23 protein-coding genes and 1 tRNA gene are annotated in these 25,610 nt (G+C 63.9%); 13 read left to right on the forward strand and 11 right to left on the reverse strand.

What is annotated here, in order from left to right; genetic code table 11:
- Positions 1-270 precede the first annotated feature (270 nt).
- Entirely contained in the window at positions 271-924 is a 654-nt protein-coding gene (gene chpT, locus JQ591_RS13285; RefSeq protein ID WP_211396468.1) for a histidine phosphotransferase ChpT, read from the reverse strand.
- Positions 925-1,095: 171 nt separating this feature from the next.
- Between chpT and JQ591_RS13290 the strand changes: the two genes are divergently transcribed.
- Entirely contained in the window at positions 1,096-1,932 is an 837-nt protein-coding gene (locus JQ591_RS13290) for a 3'(2'),5'-bisphosphate nucleotidase CysQ family protein (protein WP_211396469.1), read from the forward strand.
- 5 nt (positions 1,933-1,937) lie between these two features.
- Here JQ591_RS13290 and JQ591_RS13295 read toward each other — a convergent pair whose 3' ends face one another.
- Positions 1,938-2,423, reverse strand: coding sequence for a YHS domain-containing (seleno)protein (locus tag JQ591_RS13295; protein ID WP_211396888.1), 486 nt, complete (start codon positions 2,421-2,423; stop codon positions 1,938-1,940).
- A gap of 139 nt (positions 2,424-2,562) precedes the next feature.
- Here JQ591_RS13295 and JQ591_RS13300 point away from each other — a divergent pair, with 139 nt between their 5' ends.
- The 5 genes from JQ591_RS13300 to JQ591_RS13320 all read left to right on the forward strand — a co-directional run bounded on the left by JQ591_RS13300 (position 2,563) and on the right by JQ591_RS13320 (position 5,744).
- On the forward strand, positions 2,563-3,168 hold the full coding sequence (locus JQ591_RS13300) for a DUF1134 domain-containing protein (protein ID WP_211396470.1): 606 nt from the start codon (positions 2,563-2,565) through the stop codon (positions 3,166-3,168).
- A 119-nt stretch (positions 3,169-3,287) separates the two neighbouring features.
- Positions 3,288-4,586, forward strand: a complete 1,299-nt coding sequence (locus JQ591_RS13305; RefSeq protein ID WP_211396471.1) for a hypothetical protein — start codon at positions 3,288-3,290, stop codon at positions 4,584-4,586.
- Between the two features lie 169 nt (positions 4,587-4,755).
- Positions 4,756-4,830, forward strand: a tRNA-Val gene (locus JQ591_RS13310).
- Between the two features lie 265 nt (positions 4,831-5,095).
- Positions 5,096-5,368 carry an AbrB/MazE/SpoVT family DNA-binding domain-containing protein gene (locus tag JQ591_RS13315; RefSeq protein WP_211396472.1) on the forward strand — a complete coding sequence of 91 codons (273 nt, stop codon included), beginning with the start codon at positions 5,096-5,098 and terminating at the stop codon, positions 5,366-5,368.
- Complete coding sequence (locus JQ591_RS13320; RefSeq protein WP_211396473.1) at positions 5,355-5,744, forward strand: type II toxin-antitoxin system VapC family toxin; 390 nt, start codon at positions 5,355-5,357, stop codon at positions 5,742-5,744. Before JQ591_RS13315 ends, JQ591_RS13320 begins: the two co-directional genes overlap by 14 nt.
- 150 nt (positions 5,745-5,894) lie before the next feature.
- Here JQ591_RS13320 and JQ591_RS13325 read toward each other — a convergent pair whose 3' ends face one another.
- From JQ591_RS13325 to JQ591_RS13340, 4 genes are all read right to left on the reverse strand, one after another.
- Positions 5,895-6,572, reverse strand: a complete 678-nt coding sequence (locus JQ591_RS13325; protein ID WP_211396474.1) for a hypothetical protein — start codon at positions 6,570-6,572, stop codon at positions 5,895-5,897.
- 54 nt (positions 6,573-6,626) lie between these two features.
- Entirely contained in the window at positions 6,627-7,109 is a 483-nt protein-coding gene (greA, locus tag JQ591_RS13330) for a transcription elongation factor GreA (protein ID WP_211396889.1), read from the reverse strand.
- A gap of 91 nt (positions 7,110-7,200) precedes the next feature.
- A complete protein-coding gene (locus JQ591_RS13335; protein ID WP_211396475.1) occupies positions 7,201-7,716 on the reverse strand; it encodes a hypothetical protein in 516 nt (171 codons plus the stop codon).
- A gap of 159 nt (positions 7,717-7,875) precedes the next feature.
- Positions 7,876-8,217 carry a hypothetical protein gene (locus tag JQ591_RS13340; RefSeq protein WP_211396476.1) on the reverse strand — a complete coding sequence of 114 codons (342 nt, stop codon included), beginning with the start codon at positions 8,215-8,217 and terminating at the stop codon, positions 7,876-7,878.
- A gap of 267 nt (positions 8,218-8,484) precedes the next feature.
- Between JQ591_RS13340 and JQ591_RS13345 the strand changes: the two genes are divergently transcribed.
- The 4 genes from JQ591_RS13345 to JQ591_RS13360 all read left to right on the forward strand — a co-directional run bounded on the left by JQ591_RS13345 (position 8,485) and on the right by JQ591_RS13360 (position 13,262).
- Positions 8,485-8,718 (forward strand): DUF3551 domain-containing protein, encoded by a 234-nt coding sequence (locus tag JQ591_RS13345; protein WP_211396477.1) that lies wholly within the window; start codon positions 8,485-8,487, stop codon positions 8,716-8,718.
- A 325-nt stretch (positions 8,719-9,043) separates the two neighbouring features.
- Positions 9,044-10,579, forward strand: a complete 1,536-nt coding sequence (locus JQ591_RS13350) for a peroxidase family protein (protein WP_211396478.1) — start codon at positions 9,044-9,046, stop codon at positions 10,577-10,579.
- A 493-nt stretch (positions 10,580-11,072) separates the two neighbouring features.
- Complete coding sequence (locus JQ591_RS13355) at positions 11,073-12,674, forward strand: hypothetical protein (protein WP_211396479.1); 1,602 nt, start codon at positions 11,073-11,075, stop codon at positions 12,672-12,674.
- 150 nt (positions 12,675-12,824) lie between these two features.
- A complete protein-coding gene (locus JQ591_RS13360) occupies positions 12,825-13,262 on the forward strand; it encodes a hypothetical protein (RefSeq protein WP_249136939.1) in 438 nt (145 codons plus the stop codon).
- 33 nt (positions 13,263-13,295) lie between these two features.
- On the opposite strand, the gene JQ591_RS13365 is transcribed toward JQ591_RS13360, so the two are convergent.
- The 4 genes from JQ591_RS13365 to JQ591_RS13380 form a co-directional block, all read right to left on the reverse strand.
- Positions 13,296-14,156 carry a L,D-transpeptidase gene (locus JQ591_RS13365; RefSeq protein WP_211396481.1) on the reverse strand — a complete coding sequence of 287 codons (861 nt, stop codon included), beginning with the start codon at positions 14,154-14,156 and terminating at the stop codon, positions 13,296-13,298.
- A 278-nt stretch (positions 14,157-14,434) separates the two neighbouring features.
- Positions 14,435-18,064 (reverse strand): LuxR C-terminal-related transcriptional regulator, encoded by a 3,630-nt coding sequence (locus JQ591_RS13370; protein ID WP_211396482.1) that lies wholly within the window; start codon positions 18,062-18,064, stop codon positions 14,435-14,437.
- Between the two features lie 608 nt (positions 18,065-18,672).
- Positions 18,673-19,191: a hypothetical protein gene (locus tag JQ591_RS13375; protein ID WP_211396483.1), complete on the reverse strand. Its 519-nt coding sequence runs from the start codon at positions 19,189-19,191 to the stop codon at positions 18,673-18,675.
- A 178-nt stretch (positions 19,192-19,369) separates the two neighbouring features.
- Entirely contained in the window at positions 19,370-20,917 is a 1,548-nt protein-coding gene (locus tag JQ591_RS13380) for an acetolactate synthase large subunit (RefSeq protein ID WP_211396484.1), read from the reverse strand.
- A 263-nt stretch (positions 20,918-21,180) separates the two neighbouring features.
- Between JQ591_RS13380 and JQ591_RS13385 the strand changes: the two genes are divergently transcribed.
- A complete protein-coding gene (locus JQ591_RS13385; protein WP_211396485.1) occupies positions 21,181-21,759 on the forward strand; it encodes a L,D-transpeptidase in 579 nt (192 codons plus the stop codon).
- Between the two features lie 85 nt (positions 21,760-21,844).
- A complete protein-coding gene (locus tag JQ591_RS13390) occupies positions 21,845-22,660 on the forward strand; it encodes a DUF2927 domain-containing protein (RefSeq protein WP_211396486.1) in 816 nt (271 codons plus the stop codon).
- Positions 22,661-22,815: 155 nt separating this feature from the next.
- Here the strand turns inward: JQ591_RS13390 and JQ591_RS13395 are convergent, their stop codons facing one another.
- A complete protein-coding gene (locus tag JQ591_RS13395) occupies positions 22,816-23,943 on the reverse strand; it encodes a threonine synthase (RefSeq protein WP_211396487.1) in 1,128 nt (375 codons plus the stop codon).
- A gap of 408 nt (positions 23,944-24,351) precedes the next feature.
- Here JQ591_RS13395 and JQ591_RS13400 point away from each other — a divergent pair, with 408 nt between their 5' ends.
- Entirely contained in the window at positions 24,352-25,608 is a 1,257-nt protein-coding gene (locus JQ591_RS13400; RefSeq protein WP_211396488.1) for a GTP cyclohydrolase II, read from the forward strand.
- Positions 25,609-25,610: the final 2 nt, after the last annotated feature.

The following is a 25,610-nucleotide window of genomic DNA, read 5'->3' on the forward strand; positions in this document are numbered from 1 at the left end:
CTTCACCAGCTGATTGTCAACGGTGTCCAGGCTCTCGCTGGTTTCCGTCAAGAACTCCCGCAACAGATCATCCATGAAAACAGGCCTTCATACAGGGAGGGCGCGCACAAGACGTGATGCGCCATTTCGGAATGGGGCCAGCTTCACCGCAAAGCGTTTAATAATGGTTGAGTATGTGGAAAAGAACGGAACCAACAAAGAGATAAGGCGCTCCGGACAAGCCGAAGCGCCTTGTAAAGATTCGATTAACGTTTGAGAGCGGCGGCGTGTCTACGAAGCGATAATGGTGATGGCCTCGCCTTCGTGCGCGAGCCTCACGGTGAGCCCGCAGGCCTCTGCCAACAGCCGCGTATAATAAGGCTGGATCGCGTGCGCATCCGCGGCAGGGCCGCGCTCGCCGCTCAGGAGCTCGGAGATGTTCTGCGGCAGACGCGCATTGTGTCCGGTCGCGGTGATGCGGAAGCTCATCGTCTCGCCCTCGCCGATCGGATCGATCGTCAGCACTCCGCCGCGCGGGATCGTATGTTGCGAAACGACCAGCATGTTGAGGAGCAGCTTGACGCGATTCTTCGGCATCAGGATCCGCGGCAGATTCCAGGTGATCGAGCACTTGCCGTCCTCGATGTGGCCGCGCGCCATGGTCTGGGCATCGCCGAGATCGATCTGCGCGCCGGACGAGCCGGCCGCGCCGAAAGCGAGGCGGCAGAACTGGAGGCGGGCGGAGGCGGTTTTCGCGCTCTTGCGAATCAGGTCGAGCGCGAACTCGCGGTCGTCGGGCTTGGGATCGTCGTCGAGCACTTCGAGCCCATTGACGATGGCGCCGACAGGGCTGATGAGATCGTGGCAAACCCGCGAGCACAGCAGCGCAGCGAGTTCGAGCGCATCTGGAGCGGTAACGGTAGCGGGTGACGAAGCGTCAGACATAAAGGGTTCCTGGAATTACACGGCGCGGACGCGGCGAATCACGCATGCTTGACGAATGCCGCGGGTTCTAACATTCGCAAGCCCGTGGCAGCTAGCTTGCGATCGGTTCGAAGCGGCCCTAATGCCGCGGCGAATCACTCGAGTAGGGATGGAATTGCCGATGAATGAGGCATGCAGGTGAAGCGGATCATCGACGGCGCGGCCGCCTCCCACCTGATGGAGCCGCTCACCGCGCTGGTGGTAAAGGCGGGCGAAGCCATCCTCGCGGTCAACCGCACGGCGATGCGGATCGACGGCAAACAGGACGGCTCGCCGGTGACCGAGGCCGACCTTGCCGCCGACCGCATCATCGCGGACGGGCTGGCGCAGCTTGCGGGCGACATCCCGACGCTCTCGGAAGAGCGGACCCAGCTCGCCTCGCCGCCGTTCCGCGAAAGCTTCTTCCTGATCGACCCGCTCGACGGCACCAAGGAGTTCGTCGCCGGGCGCGACGAGTTCACCGTCAACCTTGCCCTCGTGACATCGGGCGTGCCGCTGCTGGGCATCGTCAGTGCGCCCGCACTCGGGCTGCTCTGGCGCGGCATCGTCGGTCGGGGCGCCGAGCGGGTCAGGTTTGACGGCGCGACCATCGGCGCTGCCGAGCCGATCCATACCCGCAAGCTGCCGCCCCTGGGCGAGCCCTGGATCGCCGCGGTGAGCCGCTCGCATGGGAATCCCAGAACCGAGGCCTTCATCGATCACCGGCCCAACGCCGTCAGGAAGACAGTCGGCTCGGCCGTGAAATTCGGCCGGATCGCGGAAGGCAGTGCCGACATCTATCCCCGCTTCGGACCCACTTGCGAATGGGACGTCGGGGCCGGCTACGCGGTCGTGACCGCGGCCGGCGGCAGCGTGACCGACGGCGAGGGCGGCGCGCTCCGCTTCGGTGAGCGGCACGACAGCGGCTTCATCATCCCGGAGTTCATCGCCTGGGGTGACCCGCAAGCGGCGAGACCTCTGACGTCGTAAAGCCGCTACTGGCTGAGCTTGTCCTGCAGGGCCGGCCAGCGCTTGCCCACCTCATAGAGGAAGCGCTCGGGATTGGCGGCGAAGGCGTCGCGATTGGCTTCCCGGCTGAACAGATAGAGCCGCTGCGCCGCGATCGCGAAGAAACGGGGGTTACCGGCGATGGTGACGCCGCGGGCGATATCGACCGGATCGTAGCCGCCGAACTGCGGCCCGTAGACCTCGGGATGGGCCAGGAAAGAGGCCCGGTTGCCCTCGTTCCGAAAGCGCCAGACTGCGGCCCACAGGTTCGCCTCGAACTCCGCCGTCCCCTGCACGGCCGTGCCATCGACGAAATAGGCCACGGGGTCGAAGCCCTCGATCGCCACGCCACTGAACCGGTTGACGACGATCCGCTCGGTGGTGGCCGCCCGCGCCGGCAACCCCGGGCAGACGATCCAAATGCCCGACAGCAGGCAGACCAGGAGGCCGATCAAGGCAATTCCGGGGCGCAAAGGGCTGGCTTCCTGCCGTTGTGCCGTCATAGTTGCTGCGGATAACATCCGAGTCGAGGGGACATCCGGCGCAACCTAGAGCCGCGCCTGTTGGCGTCAGGTTAAGGAAGCGACCGGATTCGATACCAGGGGTTCTTTTATGACTTTCGCATCACGCCTTGCCGCAGTCGCGCTTGCCGCGATGGTCGGCTTGATCGTGCCGGCCGCCGCCCAGCAGCCGCCGCCGCCCAATTTGCCGCCGCCGCAGCGGACCCCGACGCCCAGCACCTATGGGCCGGACGAACTCGTGAACGCCGGCCACCGCTTCTTCGGCAACGTCTCGCGCGGTCTCGCCTCGATCATCGAGAAGGCGGTCAGCCAATGGGGCCTGCCCAACGGCTATATCCTCGGTGAGGAAGGCTCCGGCGCCTTCGTCGCCGGCCTGCGCTACGGCGAGGGCACGCTCTACACCAAGAACGCCGGTGATTTGCGCGTCTACTGGCAGGGCCCCTCGCTCGGTTTCGACTGGGGCGGCGACGGCGCGCGCACCATGACGCTGGTGTATAATTTGCCCGCCACCAACGCGATCTACCAGCGCTTCGCCGGCCTCGACGGCTCGGCCTACATCATCGGCGGCTTCGGCATGACGGCGCTCACCGCCAACAACATCGTGCTGGTGCCGATCCGCTCGGGCCTCGGCCTGCGGCTCGGAGCCAATATCGGCTATTTGAAATTCACCCCGCGCGCGACCTGGAACCCGTTCTAGCGTCCCGCTTTCCCCTCCGGCGACGGATCAAGGTTAACGACATGTCGGGGCTGGCTTTTTGCCGGCCCCGCATGCAATGTCGTTGGTAAATTTTTCCTTAGCTTTCGGAGTTCTGGCCCATGGTCGAGCCGATCATGTACCTGGCGATCGGTTTCCTGCTCTCGATGCTGTGCGGGCTTGCGATCGTGCCGCTGGTGCATAACCGCGCCGTGCGCCTGACCACGCGCCGGCTCGAGGCCGCCACGCCGTTGTCGATGGCCGAGATCCAGGCCGACAAGGACCAGCTCCGCGCCGAATTCGCCATGTCAGCGCGACGCCTCGAGATGAGCGTCGACCAGCTCAAGAACAAGACCACGAGCCAGCTCGCCGAGCTCGGCAAGAAGAGCGACGCCATCAACCGCATGAAGATCGAGCTCGGCGAGAAGAACGCCACGATCTTCGCCCTCGAGGCGCGCGAGAAGGCGGTGAAGGAGCAGCTCCGCGCCACCGAAGAGGAATTCAACACCAAGACCGCAGCCCTGCGCGCCGCCGAGCTCGCGCTGACCGACAAGCAGGGCGAGCTCGCAAAAATCAATTCCGAACTCTCCGACCGCTCGATGATGGCGGAGAGCCGTCAGGTCGAGCTGGTCGCGGTACGTGCGCAGATCGAGGAGCTGAAGTACCGCGTCGGCGACGCCGAGAAGGAATTTGCCGCGACGCAGGCGCGGCTGGCGCAGGAGCGTACCGACTCCGAGACCGCCTCGCGCGAGCTTGGCGACGCCCGCGGCCGCGTCGAGAACCTGAGCCAGCGCGTCACCGATCTCGATCGCCAGCTCATCGTGCAGGTGAAGGAAGCCGAGATGCTGTCGGGCCGCGTCGGCGATCTCGAAGGGCGCCTCGCCACGCAGGGCAAGCTGCTCGCCGAGCGCGACTATGAGAACAACCAGCTCCGCCAGGCCAATGAGGTCAATGAGCGCACCGTCAAGGAGCTGCGCGTCGAGATCGCAGCCTTGAGCGGCGGCAAGTCGTCGGCCGCGATGGAATCGATCCGCGCGGAAAAGACCGCGCTGGAGGAGCAGCTCCGCACCGCCCGCGACGAGCGCGCCAAGCTCCAGCGCGACATCAACGCGATCCAGCAACAGGCCGAGAGCTCCTGGGCGACCGAGCGGATGGAGAACGCGCTGCTGCGCGAGCGCATCAACGACATCGCCGCCGAGGTGGCCAAGCTCGCGATGCAGCTCGAAGGCCCGAATTCGCCGATCGAGGCTCTGCTTGCGGCCGAGGCCGGTCAGCCGCCGAGGCCGGCGCCGCGCCCGGCCAATGACGCCGCGACCAATGGCACGGCCGCAGGCACCCTGCCCGAAGGCGGCGGAACACTCGCCGAACGCATCCGCGCGCTCCAGGCCCACGCCTCCCGCGCCCGCCAGCAGGGCGCGTAAGCGGTCCCAAAACGGTCTCACCGCCGGATTGCCTGGTCTGCGCAAGGTTTTCGGGCCGCTTTTAACGTCTTGGGGCGCCTCGAAACTTGACACCTTCGGCCCGCACTTCTAAATCGCGGGCTCCAAAGCGTCGGCCGGCCGAAACTCGGGTCGCCTGCATGATGGTTTCGGGTGCATAGCTCAGCGGGAGAGCGTTCCCTTCACACGGGAGAGGTCCAAGGTTCGATCCCTTGTGCGCCCACCATTCACCTTCCTGAACCCTGCTGATTGCGGCCCCATCGTCGACGCCTGCAGGCGTGTCGGGGACCGTCTCGATCAAAAATGTCGAAAACAACCCCATGCACAGTACCCGACGCGAGCGGAATCAAGGGGTTACGTCTTTTCCGAATGTTTTGATTCGTCGGATAACACCGGCATGACGTGGATTGTCCGCGGCGGTCGAAAGCTGCCCGCCCTTGCCTGAAGCAGGAGGCCACCTTATCTTACTTTGGTCTTACCAAGGAGACGGCATGGCTTCCGACAAGCTGACAACGACCGTCTCGACCAAGGGCCAGGTCGTCCTGCCGAAGGCCATCCGTGATGAGCGCCGCTGGCGGGCGGGCACGCAGCTCACGATCGAGAGCACGCCGGACGGCGTGCTTCTCAAGCCGGCCTCGCTGTTCCCGCCGGCCAAGACGGCGGATGTCTTCGCGTCGCTACCCTATCGGGGCAAGCCAAAGAGCGTGGAAGAGATGGAGGCCAGTATCGCCGCAGAGGCGCGACGACGCCATGCTCGCGATTGATACCAATCTCGTTGTTCGCTACCTCACGGGCGATCATCCTCAGCAATCGAAGAAAGCCAAAGCCGTCATCGACGGTGAGGAAGTCTTCGTCAGCACGACGGTGATGCTGGAAACTGAATGGGTTTTGCGCAGCGCCTATGGTTTTGACGCCAAACGCGTGTGCAAAGCGCTTCGGAGTTTCGGTGGGCTTGCAAACGTCGTGTTCGAGGATCCCGGGCTGGTCGCGTTTGCTCTGGATCGAATGGACGACGGCATGGATTTTGCCGATTCGCTTCACCTTGGGCGGGCTGTTTCCTGCGATGCCTTCCTGACGTTCGATCAACGGCTCGTCAGATCAGCGAAGGCGATGGGCTTGGCAAAGGTCCGCTTGCCGTAACCGCGCCTGCGCTGCGCGAAGGCGTCACCGCGCGATGCGCGCCCGTGCGAGCCGCTGCGGATAGGATACGCATTTTCCGAATTCGCTTGCTCCGTCGGGCAAAACACCGGCATGATGGCATCGTCGCGGGGGCTGAAGTCTGATGGCGGATCAAGCGGCCCGCGCCGGCCGCCAGGCCGCGTAGAGACCGACCAGGGTCCCGATGGCGACCAGCGCTGCCGCCAGCAGCACCTGCAATTCGCCATCATCGGTGGTGCCTACGGACGACACGAGCCTGGTCACGACAACGAACAGAATGCCGACAGCGGCTGCTGCGCCCACGCTGAGATAGGCGAGCTCTCGCGTCAGGTTCCGGCCGAGAAGTCCGAGTGCCGTGAAGTACATCGCGCAAGCGTTGGGATGAACGAACAGGGCAATGCGCGCGTAACGACCATAGGCGTCGAGCAGGGACTCACACCGGTGCAGTGCCGCTTTCGATGCAACCCGCTGCAGGAGCGGTCTGAAGAAACGTGCCTGTCCGTAACTCAGAACGGCGCCCACCATGATGGCCAGCCACGCCACGATGAACACGGAGACATCCGCAGGTCTAGGATTGAGCGCCACGGACATCAGGATGAGGGCGGTTCCGGGAAAATAGCCGAAGTACGGGAAGACCGACTCCAGCAGCACGCAGACGAAGATGAAGACCGGAAACCATGTTGAACCGGTCGCATCCTGGACGATGGCGTTCAGGTCGAACAGGTCCGTCTTGTACAGGACGAGGTACATGCACATGGCCAATCCGGCCAGCGCGTAGAACGGCAAGGCTCCCGACAGAAACCGTCTCATTCAGCCATCGGGCTTTGCTTCGCGGACACGGCGGAGACCATCGATAAACGCCCCCTACCCAATCGACAAAATCTCGATCTCTTGCGCGCCCGATCCAACGACATCTCCCACGGCCTTCCCCATCAGCGACTTCGCCACCGGCGCCACGAACGAGATCGAGCCGGCCTTCGGGTCGGCTTCGTCCTCGCCGACAATGCGATAGGTTTGCACCCGGCCATCGGCGCGGCTGAAGGTCACCATGCTGCCGAAGGCGACGGTGTCGGTCGAGGCTGGGGCCGGAACGACCTGCGCCGTGCGCAGCCGTTCGGTGAGATAGCGGGCATCGCGCAAGGGCACCGCCGATTGCCGGCGCTTTTCGTTGACGTCCTCGATGCGTTGTGCGGCTTCATAGGCCTCGCGGGCGTCCTGAAGCTGCGCCTGCAACGCCTGCAAGCCTGCTTCCGTCACGAGGTTCGGATGAGGCGAGATCGGACGATCCGGCAACAACGTCTCGGCGGCGGTTTCCGCGCTCTCTTCTTTGGTAAAGGCAACGCTCAAGTCGAAGATCCTGTCGAACTGTTCGGGCTCACGGCCAGCGGCTTCACGCCGCGAGGAATCGCGCCGGGCAGAAGCTGGCATTTATCCCGGATCATATCTCAAGTTCGACGAAACGGCGCAGCTTGAAGACGATGTCCGGCATGGCCTGGCGGAACCGCGTTGCATTCCGGAACGTGGTCGAGAACGGCGCGAAGGTGATCATCGCGTTCCAGTGCCGGTAACCGTAGACCGTGACGGAGGCACCGGTCGCCGGAAAATCCTCCATCTTGCGCAACTCGCCCAGGACGAGATCGGCGATCGCCTCGGCAGGCAATAACTGCTTGCCATCAGGCGTCGTGGCGATCTTCGCTGGCAACTCGGCTGACTTCGCGGCAGCCGGCACCGCATCGGGCGCGTTCTCGGACTCGCTCTCGGGCTTGTTCTCGGGTTTGGCGGGCGGCGTATCGGGGGCGGACGGCTCGACCGGCTCAAATCCGTTCGTCGGCGCTGTCGGCGGAGGAACCTCGACGAGAGGCGGCGGTGCCACACTGTCTGCGGCGCGCTTGTTGCCTCCCAGGATGCTGCTGATCATGGCCACAAGGCCAGCATCCTTCACGTCGTCACTCATTACTCCCCCCAGGCTTCGGCCTACCCTAGCACCGCTCGCACGGACCGCCACTGGGGATGTACGGCCGGATTCCGTCCGGCCAAGGTCCTATTTTCAAGTCCGTCACACGATGGCACCGGCGGCGCGATGCCCGATCACGTCGCGCCGCCGTGCGATCCGTCACTGCTTATCGAACGGAACGTATTGCTGGTACTGCTTGGGCACCGAGCTGCGGTAGCGCGCGGGCACCGTGCCGCTGTCGACCGAGTGATCGATCTCCTGCTGCCGCGTCATCTTCTTCTTCGCCGGCTTCTTCGACGCACTCTTCTTGGAGTCGGTCGGCTGGCTGGAAGCGTCATTGGTTGCGCCCGGCGCTGTCGTCGTCGTCGCTGCCGGCGCGGTGGTTGTCGCCGCAGGCGCCGCGGTTCCACCGGCGGCTGGTGCGCCCTGCGCCAGCGCGAGCGGTGTTTGCATGAGAAGCGCCAGTGCGGCTGTCGCAGCCAGCAAGTATGACCTTTGCATTAGAACCTCCAAAATACCTGATCCGAATAAGGCAAGCGTAGTTCTCCGGGATCGACGCGTGCAAGTCCGCTCACGATAGGCCGGAACCCCGTCGCGAACTGTGGCCGAGATCACATTGCCGGAGGCCGGCTGCGTCATGATGTACCTCATCGCGAACGGCAAGGCATTCCGCCGACACCAAGACAGGCATGACCATGCGTCAGACGAGCTCCTGGAACATAGACCTCGGCTGATCGTCCTATCCACTCGCTCTCGAAGGAGACTGAAATGCGTCGCACCATCCTCACTCTCGCATCGCTCGCGGCCCTGATCGCCGTAGCATCCCCGGCCGCCCAGGCACATCCTGCGAACGATCGATATTGCATCCAGGGCCGCTCGTGGGGTTACCCCGGCAATTGCCAGTTCGCCAGCTACCAGCAGTGCCTCGCCACCGCCTCCGGCACGTCGGCCTATTGTGGCATCAACCCGCGCTACGCGTTCTCGCAGCAGCGCGCCTACTGACGACGTCGCGGCGTGCGCGCATGACGCGCGCGCCGCCACAATTTTCACGTGAAGGCGTCCGCTTCGCCGACGCCCCTCGCGAATTGAAACCGTGCGAAGCCGCCTGCGTCCGTCGATGACGAGAATGTTATCCGTCATCGCCACGGAGAAATTCACGATGCGCAGCCGTGGCTTGAGGGGCCAAGGCGCACCTTCCGAAAATTTCGATACCGGGCAATTGTGATCCATCTCGCTCGTGGCAGGCGTGATCGCGCCTAGGCTGCAAACCCCAGCGCGAGAAACTTTAGCCCGATCTTTCCATTCGACTTTTCAGGGAGGTGTTTCAATGAGCAGCCGCCACGCAATTGTTCCGCGCGGTCTGAACGCAACGCGTTCGTCGCTTTCGCAAGGCCGCTTCGGCCGCATGTTCCGCAAGCTCGCACCGGCTACATTCGGCCCGAACGCCGCCGACAATGTCGCGAATCTTTCGGCGCTGGCCGACAAGATGGTCGCCGATTTCGATGGACCGAAGGACGGGCCGGACGCCGAAGAGAGCGGCATTCCCGCGCTCTATACCTATTTCGGCCAGTTCATCGACCACGACATCACCTTCGATCCGGTAAGCTCGCTGACCAAACAGCAGGACCCCGACGGGCTCGTCGATTTCCGCACGCCGGCGCTCGACCTGGACAATCTCTACGGCCGCGGTCCCAACGACCAGCCCTACATCTATGACGGCATCAAGTTCCGCCTCGGCGAGAAGGTCACCGGCGCGGGCGTGCCCGATGCCAGCGACCTGCCGCGCTTCAAGGGCCGCGCGCTGATCGGCGATCCCCGCAACGACGAGAACAGCATCGTCTCGCAGTTCCAGGCCTTGATGCTGCGCTTTCACAACCGCATGGTCGACGACAATGACAGCCTGTCGTTCGAAGAGGTGCAGCAGCGCGTCCGATTCCACTATCAGTATGTGGTGCTGAACGACTTTCTGCCGCGCATCGTCAACGCCGGCGTGCTGGACGAGCTGAAGACCGCGGGCCAATACGACCGCAGCAAGCTCGCCCACTATCACTGGAAGACTTATCCGTTCATGCCGGTCGAGTTCTCGGTCGCGGCCTACCGGCTCGGCCATTCCATGATCCGCCCCGGCTACCGGCTGAACGATGCGGCCAACATGCTGTTGCAGATCTTCCCCGATCCCAACAATCCCGACCACAACGCGCTGACCGGCTTCCGCGCCATGGGCCCGGGACGCGCCATGGACTGGGGCCGCTTCATCGATCTCGACACGCGCGCTTACGGCGTCGAGGACGACGACACCAACCCCGACAACAAGCGGCGGCTGCAGTTCGCCTACCGCATCGACGCCTCGCTGGTGGACCCGCTGCGCAAGTTGCCGCCGGAAGTCGCGTCCAACCCGTCGTCGCTCGCGCTGCGCAATCTCGAGCGCAGCTGGCGGCTCGGCCTGCCCTCGGGCCAGGCCGTCGCCAGGGCGATGAACCTGACGCCGCTGACGGACGATCAGATCATCATCGGCAAGGCCGTCGACGAGCCCGGCGCAGGCGATCCACAAACCAGGATCGCAACCATCGCCAACGGCGTGTTCGCCGGCAATTGCCCGCTCTGGACCTACATCCTGGCCGAGGCGCGGCAAAACCTGACCGACATGGCAATCCCCGCCACCGGTGGACCCGCCACGGTCAAGACGCCGCAGCTCGGCCCCGTCGGCGGTCGCATCGTCGCCGAAGTCTTCCTCGGCATGATGTTCGGCGACAATTCCTCCGTGCTGTCGCAGGACCCGAACTGGGCGCCAGTGACCGGCTCCAGCTTCGCGCTGAAAGACCTCGTCGCCTACGCGCTCGGCCAGGGCGATCCGCTGCATTGAGCGAGTGATGTACGATGACGAAGGCCGCTCGTGTCATGCGAGCGGCCTTGTGGTTCACCTGGCGCCGACGGGGCGAGGTGACCGAGTTCCCAGCCCGCAGCGAGGCGGCTAAAGATCAGTCAGCTCCCGGACGCGACTCCGGCAAGTGTGAGGGATTTGACCCGTCCGCAGCGCGCCTCCGGAGTGGCCGGGCGTCGCCTCGGTGCGTGGACCGTCGAGCAGCGCGTGCCGGTATTACGGCGGCAGATCGCCCCCTCTAATGGCGGACTACGCTTCGCCATCCGTCTTACGATTTCGCGCGCGGGCGGAGAGATCCTGACAGGCGTGCTTCCCTAACACAAATCCGTCCGCTTCCTGTTGACTCGCATCGCGAATGGAGAAATCCTTCAACAACGCCATTGCCATTGCCAATCTCAGCAGTACGAATTTCGGCGCCCTCGGTTTTATCGGCGCCATCTGACAAAATTTATTCTGAACAGAAACGGAGGGGCCGATGCGCGCGCTCGCCTTGAGAACCGTCTCTCTTCTCGCCCTCGCTACCCTAGGCTCGATTTCCGGCACGCCTGCCGCACGCGCGGAGGAGGCGACCGATGAGCAATTCGGCAAGGTGCACTTCCAGACCTCCTGCAACGAGGTGGCGCAGCGCCGCTTTGATCGCGGCATGCGTTATCAGCATTCGTTCTGGTACCGGCCCGCAAAAGAGATTTTCGAGGAGACGCTGCAGGCCGATCCGGAATGCGCAATCGCCTATTGGGGTATTGCCCTGAGCCTGCTGTACAATCCGCATTTTCCCGCGCCGAAGGAAAACCTCACCGGAGGCCTCGCCGCGCTCCAGAAGGCCAAGGCACTCGGCGCCAAGAGCGAACGCGAACGCGACTATATCGACGCGCTGCTTGCTTTCTATTCGGGCGACGAAAAGACGACGTTTGGCCAGCGCGCGCAGTCCTATCTCAAGGCAACCGAAGCCGTCGCCGCGCGCTATCCCGATGATGACGAGGCGCAGATCGCCTACGCCATCACGCTGAATGTCACGGCGTCACCAAACGACAAGACCTATGCCAACCAGCTCAGGGGCGCTGCTATCCTGGAGCCGATCTTCAAGCGCCAGCCGCGGCACCCCGGCGTCGCGCATTACCTGATTCACCTCTACGACTATCCGGCGATCGCAGAACAAGGTCTCGACGCTGCCAAGCGCTATTCCGAGATCGCGCCGGCGGCACCGCACGCCTTGCATATGCCGTCGCACATCTTCACGCGCGTCGGCTACTGGAACGAATCCATCGACGCCAATAGCCGTTCCGCCAAGGCTGCCAAGGAGGGCAAGGACCCCAGCGAGCAGCTGCATGCCGACGACTATATGGTCTACGCCCTGCTCCAGCTTGCGCAGGACAGCCGAGCCAGCGACGTCATCGCGGACATGGTTGCGACCACGGGCTATGCGCCGGCTGTCCGCGCCGGTCCCTACGCGATAGCGGCCAGCCAGGCGCGCTATATGGTCGAGCGCTGTGATTGGCAGGGCGCTGCCGCGCTGAAGGTCGAGCCGAGCCGGTTTGCCTATGTCGATGCGATCACCTATTTCGCCCGCGCCCTTGGCGCCGCGCGCTCCGGCAATGCAGACGCAGCAACGGCGGACATCGCCAAGCTGGCGGAGTTGCGGGACAAGCTGCAGCAGGACAAGGACGCCTATTGGGCCGAAATCGTGGACATTCAGCGGCAGGTCGCCACAGCCTGGCAGCTCAACGCCCTGGGGAAACAGGCCGATGCGTTGGAAGCGATGCGCCTTGCCGCCGACGCCGAAGACAAGACCGAAAAATCCATCGTGACGCCGGGTCCGCTTGCCCCCGCACGCGAGCTCTACGGGACCATGCTGCTCGAACGCGGCATGGCGACGGAGGCATTGGCCGCGTTTGAAGGCACCATGCGCAAGGAGCCGAACCGCTTTGGCGCGACGATCGGCGCCGCTCACGCGGCCGAGAAAGCGGGGGATGCTGTGAAGGCCCGTCAGTACTACGCGAAAGTCGTCGAAACGGCGAGAAATGGCGACTCATCGCGAGAAGACCTCGCGGCCGCACGAAAGTTGATGGCTCAGAACTAGCAAAGATGTCGCGGCACTTCCATGCGCCTCACAAGCAAGTTCGTTGCAATCAGCGCAGCCACCGCACTGCTCTGCTCAGCTGCTGCGGTATGGATATCGCGATCCGGTGAACCGGCACGCGCAACAGCGGCATCCGGAGAGGTCCGCCCGGTGTGGACGGAAATCGACTGGCCTTTCGGCGCGGATCCCTGGGGGAAAGGAAAGGCGTTCCGGTGCAAAGCCGCGGATTGCGGCGGCGAAGTCCAGCTCTACGTTCGCGCCAAGCTCGGCTTTTGCAATTGCGCTACCGGCGTTGCCGACGACGGCGACCTCGAGCAGATGGGCGACCTGGCGCTGATTGGGAAGGCAACGCCGATGGGAGCCGGCCGAGAGATCGTCGTCGGTCCAATGCGTGGCCGCAGCCGGGCATATCGCATTGAGGGGAACCCCAAGGCCGCGCTCTCACTCGCCTTCAATCAGCGCTGCGACATGGTGGCCGCGACGGCTTTGCTCGCACCGGGCGCGACCGCGTCACTGGAGCCGGCGGTGCTGTCGTTCCTCAATAGCGACCGCATCTTAAAATGGGCCGAGATCGCGCTTGGGTTATGATGACTCAAAGCAATCCGCTTCCGTCGGACCGAGTTACCTGACCTCGGCGATCTTCGGTCCGGATGACGGCATCTGCGCGTTGGCTGCCGAGAGCCGTTTCGACAGCGATGCCGGATCCGGCAATCGGAAAGCGGCGTCGGCCGGCGCTGGCTGGAGTGGTCGGCGGGCAGCGGTTGCCGGCAGCACGATCACCTTCGCTCCGACTTTCACCCGCTCATAGAGGTCCGTGACGTCGTCATTGGTCAGCCGGATGCAACCGGACGAAACCTTCTTCCCGATCGTATCGGGGTTGTTGGTGCCGTGAATGCGATATTCGGTCTCGCCCAGATACATCGCCCGGGCGCCGAGCGGGTTGCCGGGGCCGCCGGCCATGAACCGCGGCAGATAAGGCTGACGCCCGATCATCTCTACAGGCGGATGCCAATCCGGCCATTCTGCCTTACGAGCCACAGTCTGCTCACCGGACCATGTGAAACCTTCGCGGCCGACACCGATGCCGTAGCGCAGCGCCTGCGCATCGTTCAGAACGAAATAGAGGAATGTGTTTTTGGTATCGATGATCACGGTGCCCGGAGGCTGGCGGCTGGCGTAGTCAACCACCTGCCGAACCAATGCTCCGGGACCGTCAGCGGCTTTTGGCGGTTCGACCAGAGGCGCGGGGGCGGGAGCCGAAGCCGGAGTTGGCGCTGGTAGACGAACAGGCGGTGACACGTAAACCGGCGTTGACGACGCCTGGGCCTCGTGCGCGGACGGTTTTCGTGTCGTTTGCACGCTCATCGGCCCAGACAGCAAACCGTACCCCAATGCGGCGACAGCCAGGGCGCCAATCGCAACTCTCCCGGCCATTGGGAGTGCGAGCGTCTCTGTCTTTCCGCGCTTGGCCCGCTTCTTCATATCTTTTCCCAGGTCACCATGCCCAAGAGAGGTACCCGGTAAAATTTAAGAAACTTCGAAGCGATGTCGCTCAGACGGGAACCGTGCTGTCGCTCGACCGGCAATGGACGCCGGTGACCGGCTCCAGCTTCGCGCTGAAGGACCTCGTCGCCTACGCGCTCGGCCAGGGCGATCCGGGTGAGGGGCTGCGGCATCCAGTGAGACCTACGCGGGCGGCCGCCTGCTCAACATCGGACCCTCGCGGTCGCCCTGGTTTCAGTCAATGACGATGCCACGCTTCAAATCAGCAAGTCATGAGGCGCAGGTACAATGCCGTGATGCGGGCTATTACCGCCGTGGTTGGCCGCGTGTTCGTCCGGTGCAGTAGGGACCATTTTGAAGATCACCGCGAGGTCCTCTTTCTGACCGGGCGGAGTGTGCGGATCGAGCGGATCATGAAGATCCTTAAGCTCGAATACCACGACGAGAGTGGCAGGAGCTGGCTCGCTATCGAAGCGGAACACCGGTTCTTGATCGGTGCTGCCTGTCTCGAACGCAGCTTTAGCCGGCTGCACGTCTTCAGATGCGGTTGCAGATTGCGCAGCGTGCTGCGAGTTTTCGCGTTCGGCGTTAGCGCCGGTTACAACGCTCGGATCGACGGTTTCGGCTGCTTCCGGTGCGTTCACGGCGGTTGAGTGCCCCGAATTGCCGTGCTCCACGGCGGCCGGGTCTGCCGTCTTCACTGCCGCCGACGCGCTCGCAGCGTCGGAAGCCGGAGCGTGTTGCTCGGCGCCATTGCCGACGCCGTTGTCCGGTTTGGAGCCCGCTTCAGTCGATTCCGTGGCTGCGGCCTTTGCAGACCCTGACTCCGAAGCGTGCTGCGAGTTACCGCGGTCCGCGCTGTCGGCCGCTGCAACGCTCGATGCGAGGTTCTCGGCTGGGTCCGGCGCGTTCGCGGAGTTTGAGAGCTCCGAGTTGCCGTGTTCGACTCCGTTTGATCTTGCCTCCTTCGCTGGCCCTCGCGGAGCGTCCGAAGCCGAAGCGTCATGCTCGGCGCCATTGCCGACGCCGTTGCCCGGTTTGGAGCCTGCTTCAGTCGATTCCGTGGCTGCGGCCTTTGCAGACCCCGACTCCGAAGCGTGCTGCGAGTTACCGCGGTCCGCGCTGTCGGCCGCTGCAACGCTCGATGCGAGGTTCTCGGCTGGGTCCGGCGCGTTCGCGGAGTTTGAGTGCTCCGGGTTGCCGTGTTCGACTCCGTTTGATCTTGCCTCCTTCGCTGGCCCTCGCGGAGCGTCCGAAGCCGAAGCGTCATGCTCGGCGCCATTGCCGACGCCGTTGCCTGGTTTGGAGCCTGCTTCAGTCGACTCCGTGGCTGCGGCCTTTGCAGACCCCGACTCCGAAGCGTGCTGCGAGTTACCGCGGTCCGCGCTGTCGGCCGCTGCAACGCTCGATGCGAGGTTCTCGGCTGGGTCCGGCGCGTTCGCGGAGTTTGAGTGCTCCGAGTTGCCGTGTTCGACTCCGTTTGATTTTGCCTCCTTCGCTACCCCTCGCGGAGCGTCCGAAGCCGAAGCGTCATGCTCGGCGCCATTGCCGACGCCGTTGTCCGGTTTGGAGCCAGCTTCAGTCGATTCCGTGGCTGCGGCCTTTGCAGACCCCGACTCCGAAGCGTGCTGCGAGTTACCGCGGTCCGCGCTGTCCGCCGCTGCGACGCTCGGTTGGACGATCTCGTTCAGCCCAGTCGACGAAACGCCGGTGTCCGGTTTGGTCGGCTCACTCTTGGATGTGAGATTTCCAACTGCCGCAGCTGTCGCGCTCTGAGCAGGCTCGATCGACAATACGCGAACCGACTCGCCAGATGCACCATCGCTCTTTTCCGCTGCATCCGCCGAATCGCTCGTGGAGGTTCTGAACCTTGCCGTCCCCCCCAAGCTGCTCCGAGACTGCCCGAACTGGAACCTGAAGCCGTCGTCGGCCAGAATGGCCCAAACTCCAGCCGTCCCGGGCGTGCTCTCGCTCGCCTCGATGCTGGCCTGGACATTGTCCTTGCTCAGAACAGTCTCATCGATGGCACTCGCCGATGTCAGCGCTTCTTCGAGCTTCTCCAAGGTGATGGCGACAGCTGCGCCTTCTCGGTGGTCGACGAAATCCGATTCCGCGACCGATACAATCCCCTGCAGATGGATTTCCAGCACGCCACGATCCCGGATATCAAGGACCCGATCGGTCGGATTCACATAGACGACCGTTTCATTGCTTGCGGCGTCGTAGATCCAGGCGAGGGTATGTGGCGGTATAGACTTGGTTGCCGCTGTCACATGCAGCCACGCAAGAGCTCCGAAGGCCGCAAGATTGATCCTGCTCGACCCAGATGCGAAATCAAAGGCGGAGTGGGAAGATGTAGAATTGGAATCGGTCGGAGAGCGATGAACAACGTTCCCATCAACGTTGCCGCCGCCCATCGGTTGATCGCGGCTGTATCCGCCAACACCGGCGTCGACCAAGCCAACGGATTTTCGGAGTGTGTCACCCTCGGCGCCATGACTCACCAGGCTCCGAGCGTCTTCTCCAGCGACGCTTTCGTTTCCGGTGGTCACATGCGCGGAAGACAGGCGGGAATCGTGCGAAGGGACGCCCGGGGCTGAGTTGTCTACATGATTGACGTCGGCATGAGTGATCGCGGCGAGCTTTGTGGCCGCATTCTCTCCGGCGACGGCCACGAAGGTGTCGATCGAACCTTGACCTAGGTCACGCGACTGCACGGCGAGATGGGGGTCGTCCAGTGCGTAGATCAACGCACCGGCGAGAGTGGCGAAGGTGCCATCCCCTCCCTGACTTGACATCGGATTGGAGGCGAGCCGGGGGATTTGATGTTCCGCGGTCAGGTCACCTCCAGTCTGTGTGAAGCTGGTTCCTCGTAGTGGAGACGCAGGGAGATTGGGCGTGCTCGATCCAACGGGACCGTAGTTTTTCCACGGTTTCGAACCTGCGGATTCCTCAGCCACGCGCAGCGCTTCCATTGCCGCCGCGGTGTTCGCGGCTTGGCCCAGCTTGGCCAAAAAGTCTCCCTGGCTGAGCGGGAGCGTCTCGCCGAATTCCCCGGCGACGAGGTGCCGGAGAATGGCTTTTTTCCAGGGCTCAGCTCCGGCGTGCTCTCCCGCGTGGCCGATGCTGTCGTCATCCGGAAGCATATCGTTCGCTTCCGACGCCTTGAGTTCGTCCGCAATGGCGACCGCCAGAAAGGCCAGCGCGAGTGTGCCGAAGCCGGAGGGATGCTTTAACAGCGCGAGGGTAGCGAGCACAGTCCTGTTGGTGATCTCAAGCTTCTGAAATATATTGCACAGGTGTACTTTGACTGTCCCTGGTGAAACGTTTAGCCGGCACGCGATCTCCTTGTTCGACATTCCTTCTGACACCAGTCGTGCGATTTGACGTTCCCGGTGTGTCAACAGCTCCAGCATGTTTTCGTTTTTGCCGACGCCGTCAGCTTCCTTGCCTGTTGGCGCCAGATCGAAATGCGTCGGCGACACATTGTGCTTCGTCAACAGCCGCAGTAATCGCAGCATGGTGTCGGGGCAGGCGCACTTCGAAACCGCGCTGCAGGCGCCCGCAGCAATCGCTGCGGTTAGATCGTGGTTGGCTTCGGCTTCGGTAAAGAACATCAGGCGCGTGGGAAGCTTCTCAGCTTTCGCAATCGCCAGGATCTCGACTGCCGTCAGATCTGGCAGGTTGTCGGCAATAAGCGCGACGTCGGGGTTCAAATTCCGAATGGCTTCGAGGCAGCTTGTCCTACCGCTGCATGATGCGACAACGTCGAAGTCATGCTGTGCTGCGAATATCGATTTCAGGCCCTGCAGAACGATCGGTTGTCGATCTACGATCACAAGCCGGTCGCGCTTGAAGATGCTCTGCTTCGCAGACACGTCTAGCATGGACCCTGCCTCAGCCCGGTCATCTACGTACTATGGCATATGGCCGAGGCCGGGCGAGATATTAAAATACAATTAATCGAATGAAGAAAGGGGCTTAGCGGGGCAAGATCGACATTGGAACCGCTGTGATGGTATTTGGGTAAGGAACTATGCCATTTGCCCGATGGCAGTTGCGATTGACTGGCTCGAGGCCTACCGCGCCGGCAATATCGAGGCGATCTTAGAAATCTATGTCGAGCGGCTGCGGCGGCGGCGTCAAAACCATCACCAGCCGCGAGGCACTTCGTACCTATTGGATCGATCGCCTCCGATCGCCTCCGGCAGGCAAGTTGGACGATCTCAATCCCTCGCACAATGACGGGACCATTATCCTACATCACCAATGCTGGTGTCATGAGTGCGCTTTTTGCGTTTGACGCCGCCGGCAGGATCAAGGAGCTAAGCCGCAATCCCTCACGCTAGACCCGCGGCGTGATCCAAGCCCGCAGGGGGGCACGTGCTCGACTTGCTGTGCAAGGGGGCCACAACGGGCCCATAAGCAGTCGATGCCGGTCAGGCGGGGCGACTTCCGCTTGGTACTCGAAATCTGACGCGAATGAATACGCGCCCTAACGGGTGGCCGCGAGACCGCTCTCCTCCAGCCGCGTCGCGAACCAGAGTGACAGCGGCTGATCGACGACGCCGCTGACATAGACCTCCGACATCGTCACATGCTGCTTGTCCAGCACCAGCAGCACGCCGATCCAGTACGCGAACCAGACATCCTGGTCGGTCAACGCTCTCAGCTTGTGCTGGTCGTGCTCGAGCGAGGTGTGATTGCTCGCCTTGCGGATCTCGACGCTGAGCAGGTTGTTCGGGATCTCACGCTGATGCACGACGACGTCGGGGTAGATCGACTTGCCGAGATGATCGTCGGTCGAGATGATGGTGCCGTGCGGCAAATGCAGCGTACGCTCGCCGAGCCGGTCGTAATTGCAATCGACGGCCCAGCCTGAGAACTGCCGCTCGAGATAGACGGCGAAGCGGTGCGTGATCGCGCGCTCGCCGATGTCCTTCTCGAACAGGAATGCTTCGTGCGCGTAGAAGTCCCGGAGCGCCGCGATCACCTTGTTCAGCTCGGTCTGCATCGTGCCTCCGGGCTCGGTCGTGAGTAGCCCGGATGGAGCGTAGCGCAATCCGGGGTCTCGCAAAACGCACGGCGTCCCGGATTACGCGGAGCCTGTCATCGGGCGGCGCTTTGCGCCGACCCGTTGGCTCCATCCGGGCTACGTGAGGGCCGGAATTCGCGGCGCGATCGACCAGACCTCACATCTGGACTTCGATCAGCCGCGGCCCGGGCTCGGCGACGGCCTCGGCCAGCGCCTTGTTGAACTCGTCGGCGTTGGTGACGGCGCGGCCGGGCACGCCCATGCCCTTGGCCAGCGCGACGAAATCCAGCGTCGGCCGGTCGAGCTTCAGCATGTCGTTGGCGCGCTGGCCGGGCTCGCCGGCGCCGACATTGTCGAACTCGCCGCGCAGGATCTGGTAGATGCGATTGGCGAACACGATGGTGACGATGTTGAGGTTTTCACGGGCCTGCGTCCACAGCGACTGGATCGTGTACATCGCGCTGCCGTCGCCGACCATGCAGATCACCTTGCGGTCCGGGCAGGCGATCGCGGCGCCGATCGAGAGCGGCGTGGAGAAGCCGATCGAGCCGCCCATGTTCTGGAGCCAGTCGTGCGGAGCAGCCGCCGCCGTCGGCGGGAAGAAGGCGCGGCCGGTGGTGAGCGATTCGTCGACCAGGATCGCATTCTCCGGGATCGCATAGGCGATCGACTGCGCGATCGAGGCGTGGGTCAGTGCGCCGGTCGGCTTGAGCAGCTCCTGCACGGGCTGCGGCTTGACGTCCTTCGCGCTGGCCTTCACCGCGCCCGCAAGAGCTTCCAGCGCGGCGACCGAATTCTCACCCCAGGAGGTCATGCGATGCACGTCGCAGCCCTCGGGCTTGAGGATGCTCGGCTTGTTCGGATAGGCGAAGAACGCCACGGGATCGTCGGACTCGACCAGCACGATATGGCGGAACCTCGCCAGCATCTGCAGCGCGTTCTCGATCACGTAATGGATGCGATCGATCGAGAAGCGGCCGCGGCCGCGCGCCATCCTGGGACGGAAGGTCGGGCCCATCACGGTGCAGCCGGTCTTGGCGGCGATGCGCTCGGCCAGCGCCAGGCCCTGCTCGCTCAGCGCACTGCCGGTCATCAGCAGCAGCGTGCCCTCGCCGTCGCCGTGCAGGATCTTTGCGGCCTGCTCGACCGCCTGCGGCGAATAACTCGCGCGCTGCTGCTCGTCGGGGACCTCGGCGATGCCGTCCGCTTCGTTCCAGGCGGTGTCGGCGGGCAGGATCAGGGTCGCGATCTGCGGCGGGGCGCTCTTGGCGGCGGCGATCGCCGCGGCACCGTCGGCGGCGACCGATTTGGAGTTCGGCGAGGTACGGACCCAGGACGACATCGGCCGGGCCAGGCCCTCGATGTCGGAGGTCAGCGGCGCGTTGTAGGCGATGTGGTAGACGGCGTGCTGGCCGACGATGTTGACGATGCCGGAATTCGCCTTCTTGGCATTGTGCAGATTGGCAAGGCCGTTGGCGAGACCGGGACCGAGATGCAGCAGCGTCGAGGCCGGCGTGCCCTTCATGCGGAAATAGCCGTCGGCGGCGCCGGTCACCACGCCTTCAAACAGGCCGAGCACGCAACGCATGCCGGGCACGCGGTCGAGCGCTGCGACAAAATGCATCTCGGAGGTGCCGGGGTTGGAGAAGCAGACGTCGACCCCGCCCTTGACCATCGTTCGCACCAGACTTTCCGCACCGTTCATCCGTCAGCTCCCGCAACCGGCAATGTCCAATAATCCGTCCGATCAATCATTGTTCGCTCGTCTCGTCAAAGCAATAGCCGGCATCGCCGCCCTGCCCCGCGCGGCGATGCGCCGGTTTGGCTAATGCTTTTCGCCAAATTGGCGTGGTTGCGATTTGGTAACTTCCTTCATTAAGGATGCCTCCCTCACGGGGCCGTGGCTTGCGGAAAGTCCGCAAATGTGGCCTGTGACCCTGGTTGAATCGATTTTTTGCTGGGGGAACAATGATCCGGTTTTTTGCCGCGCCGATTGCCGCCATCGCACTGCTGTCGGCTGCCGCCGGCGGCGCCTTCGCCGAAGAGTTCGACTCGCGCGACATCATGGGCGGCGGCCCGAATTTCTTCCGCGGCGGCTCGAGCCCGGTCCCCCGCACCACCGTCATGTATAACGGCAATTACGCCCCCGGCACGATCGTGGTGAACACCTCAGAGCGCCGGCTCTATCTGGTGCTTCAGAACGGCCAGGCACTGCGCTACGGCATCGGCGTCGGCCGCGACGGCTTCCGCTGGGGCGGCGTGCACAGGATCACCGCCAAGAAGGAATGGCCGGACTGGACGCCGCCGTCGCAGATGCTGGCCCGCCGGCCGGACCTGCCGCGTCACATGAAGGGTGGCGTCGAAAATCCGCTTGGCGCGCGCGCGATGTATCTGGGCTCGACGCTCTACCGCATCCACGGCTCCAACGAGCCGGAGACGATCGGCCAAGCGGTTTCCTCGGGCTGCTTCCGCATGACCAACGAGGACGTCAGCGACCTCTACGGCCGCGTCTCGGTCGGCACCACCGTGGTCGTGCTGAACAACTAGCCGGCGGGCGAACTGCGGGAACCCGCAGGGCGCGTGAATATGCGGTCTTGTGCGCGCGACGCGAATACGGCAGCGTCGCCTGGCAATGAGCGCATTGGCCCCGCCTTCGTCCGGCATTCGTATCGCCCTGCTGGCGCTCGCCACCTTAGCGTTCGCCCCTGACACCGCTACCATCGCCGTCGCGGGCGAATTGCCCGCGGTCGCCTCGCGCCAGCGCGCCGAGAAGAAGAGTTTTACCGACGGCGAGATCGTCGATGGCTTTCTGAAGACGGCGTTCGGCGCCGAATACCACCTTGCCGGTCGTGTCGACCGCATCCGCAAGTTCGACGGGCCGGTGCGCGTGTTCGCCGAGAGCGACCGCGCCGACCGCAAGGCGCAGCTCGCGAAGGTCGTGGCCGACATCGGCAACCGCGTCCAGCATCTCGACATCGCCATGATCGACACCAGCGAGGCGGCGAATGTGCGGGTGAAGCTCGTGCGCGACCGCGATCTCTTCCGCACCATCTCGAGCTTCTACGGTGCGGAGAAGGCCCGCGAGATCCGCACCTCGCTCGATCCGCAATGCCTGTCCGGCTTCCGCAAGAACGACAATTTCGAGATCGAGCATTCCGACGTCATCCTCACCGTCGACAACGGCGATTTCACCTTCCTCGACTGCGCCTATGAGGAGCTGCTGCAATCGCTCGGCCCGATCAACGACACCAGCAGCGTGCCCTGGACCATGTTCAACGACAACGTCTCGATGGGCTATTTCGACGTCTACGACCAATACATCCTCAACCTGCTTTACGATCCCCGCATCAAGCCGGGCATGACCGTGCAGGAGGTCAAGGCGGTGCTGCCCGACGTGCTCGCGGATGTGAGGATGTGGGTGAAGCGCGTGAATGATTTGAAGGATTAGGGTCTTTACACTCCGGGGCCGGCCTGGAAACGCCGACGGATCACATCCGTAGGATGGGTAGAGCGAAGCGAAACCCATCAAACTGCTTCGACGGCAATGAAGGTGATGGGTTTCGCTTCGCTCTACCCATCCTACCCGTTCATCGCCACATCCTACTATTTCACGAGATCGGCAACCGTGGTCGCGGCCTTGAGGCCGGTGCCGGTGAGGACCGCGACCGTGGTCTCGTTCGCCTTGATGGCACCGGTGGCGGATAGTTTTTCCAGCGCCGCGGCAGCACTTGCGCTGGTCGGCTCGGCGAACAGGCCCTGCCGCGCAAGACGCCGCAGCGCGGTGACGATCTCATCCTCGGTGAGCGCGACGGTGCCGCCGCCGCTCTCGCGCAACGCGCCGATGATCTCGCGCAGGCGCAGCGGATGCTTGATCGCGGTGCCTTCGGCGATGGTCTTGTTCACCTCGCGGGCTACAGGCGTGTCGACGCCCGCCTGAAAACTCGCATCGATCGGCGAGCAGTTTTGGGGCTGCGCCGCGAACAGCCGCGGCAGCTTTGCGATCTGGCCTGCCTTGCGCAACTCGCGGAAGCCGAAGGCGCAACCGAGCAGAGAGCTGCCGGCGCCGACGGGGACAATGACGTTGTCGGGGGCGCGAAAGCCGAAATCTTCCCAGATCTCATAGGCGAGCGACTTGGTGCCTTCGAGAAAGAACGGCTGCCAGTTGTGGCTGGCGTAAAAGGTTTGTTGCGACTGGCGGATCGCCTCGGCCTCCGATTCCTCGCGCGGGCCCTCGACGAGCTGCACGGCCGCGCCATAGGCGCGGACCTGCGCGATCTTGGCCGGTGACGTCGATGCAGGCGCGAGAATCTTCACGCGCATGCCGCCGGCGGCACCTAACCCCGCCATCGACGAGCCGCCATTGCCGGACGAGTCCTCCAGTATGGCGTCGACGCCAATCTGTCGAAGGAAGGACAGCATCACGGAGGAGCCCCGGTCCTTGAAGCTGCCGGTCGGGTTGAACCATTCAAGCTTGAAGAACGGGCGCAGCTCGCCCCAGGCCTGCTGCACCAGCGGCGTGCAGCCTTCGCCGAGCGTGATCGGAGTCTTGATCTCGACCGGCAGCGCCGCCCGGTAGCGCCAGAGCGATCGCGTGCGCGGCTCGATCTCCTCCCGCGACATCCCCGCCCCCGGCGTCACCAGCAGCGGCGTGCGCTCGTCCGAGCACCAGCGCGGCTGGTCCAGCGGATAGAGCTGTCCGTTGCGGGGATCGATGTAGCTGGCGGCGGGCATGGCGGTCTCCAAGAAAGGCGATAAGGAAGGCGGTAAGGCAAAGGCGATCTGCACGTTGGGTTTGATGACACGTTTTGTCCGGAAACTCGACGCCAGGCGCGCCAACCATGCAGCGCCCCTTGAAAAAATGAAAACCATAACTACTTCAGCCCCTTAGACAGATCGCGCGGGCAGAACGGCGAGGCCGGCCAGCGCGAGGTTGCGGTGCTCACGCAGGTCCGGCCGGCCCGCCGATGACGGGAATTTGGCCGCGAACCGCCCCGCCTCGCGCAGCACGATTAACTTGTCTGTCGCGACTGCCCGCTACAATATGTTGGATTGAGCTCGCGCCGCCGGTGTTCCGCATCGGCAGCGCGACGAGCCAGGCCCGTCCGAGCGGCGGGCCGTTGGCTTTTTAGGAGTTTGGTCATGAGCCGCGCGAACCGTACCGACCACATCCGCCTCACCTCCCATCCGGAGCCGGGCCGGAAGGCCGCCTTCCCGATCCACTGGGGCGCCGCCGACGCACGCGCCCGCGGGCCGATCATCGGCACGGTGTCGCGCGCGCAGGACCGCAACGTGATCGGCAGCCATGGCGGCTCCTATGCGATGTACCGCGCGCTCGCAGTGTCCGCCGGCGCGCTCGATCCGATCCGGCGTCCCGATCTCACCAACACCTTTCCGGCAGCGACCATCGGGCCGTTTCCGCAATGGAGCGATCCCGCCAAGATCGTCGCGCTCGATCCCTGGGGCCATCTCGTCGCCGAGAATTTCGGCAAGGACATCGCCGAGGGCGTCGATATCCGCCCGAGCATCGCGGTGACGCGGGCGCGGCTGGACCTGCCGGAGATCCGCGAGGCGCTTGCCGCCAAGCGCCTGCGCGCCGACGGCGACGTCGTGCACGCCAATGGCAGCGTGTCGGTGGTGAAGATCGCGATCGATCCGGTCTGGTATCTGCCCGGCCTTGCGGAACGCTTTGCGACCAACGAGACCGAGCTGCGGCGCACGCTGTTCGAGCAGACCGCCGGTATGTTCCCCGAGTTGGTGACCCGGCCGGACATGAAGGTGTTCCTGCCGCCGATCGGCGGCACCACGGTGTACATGTTCGGCGATGTGACAAAACTGCCGGACCATCGCACCAAGATCACCTGCCGTGTGCATGACGAGTGCAACGGCTCCGACGTGTTCGGCTCCGATATCTGCACCTGCCGGCCCTACCTCATCCACGGCATCGAGGAATCCGCGCGCGGCGCGCAGGAGGGCGGGCTCGGGCTCGTGATCTACAACCGCAAGGAAGGCCGTGCGCTCGGCGAGGTCACGAAATTCCTGGTCTACAATGCGCGCAAGCGCCAGGAGGACGGCGACGCGGCCGCGGCCTATTTCGAGCGCACCGAATGCGTCGCCGGCGTCCAGGACGCGCGCTTCCAGCAATTGATGCCCGACACCATCCACTGGCTGGGCCTGAAGCGCATCGACCGCTTCCTCTCGATGAGCGACATGAAGCACGACGCGCTGACCTCGCAGGGCATCGATATCGTCGAGCGCGTGCCGATCCCGCTGGAGCTGATCCCGGCCGACGCCCATGTCGAGATCGCCGCGAAGAAGGCCGCAGGCTATTATTCGGACGACATCGCGCCCGAGAAGGACGTCAACGGCGTGGTCGGGCGTTCGCTGGAAAAATACTGATC

Source organism: Bradyrhizobium canariense (assembly GCF_018130465.1).
Lineage (GTDB): Bacteria > Pseudomonadota > Alphaproteobacteria > Rhizobiales > Xanthobacteraceae > Bradyrhizobium > Bradyrhizobium canariense_C.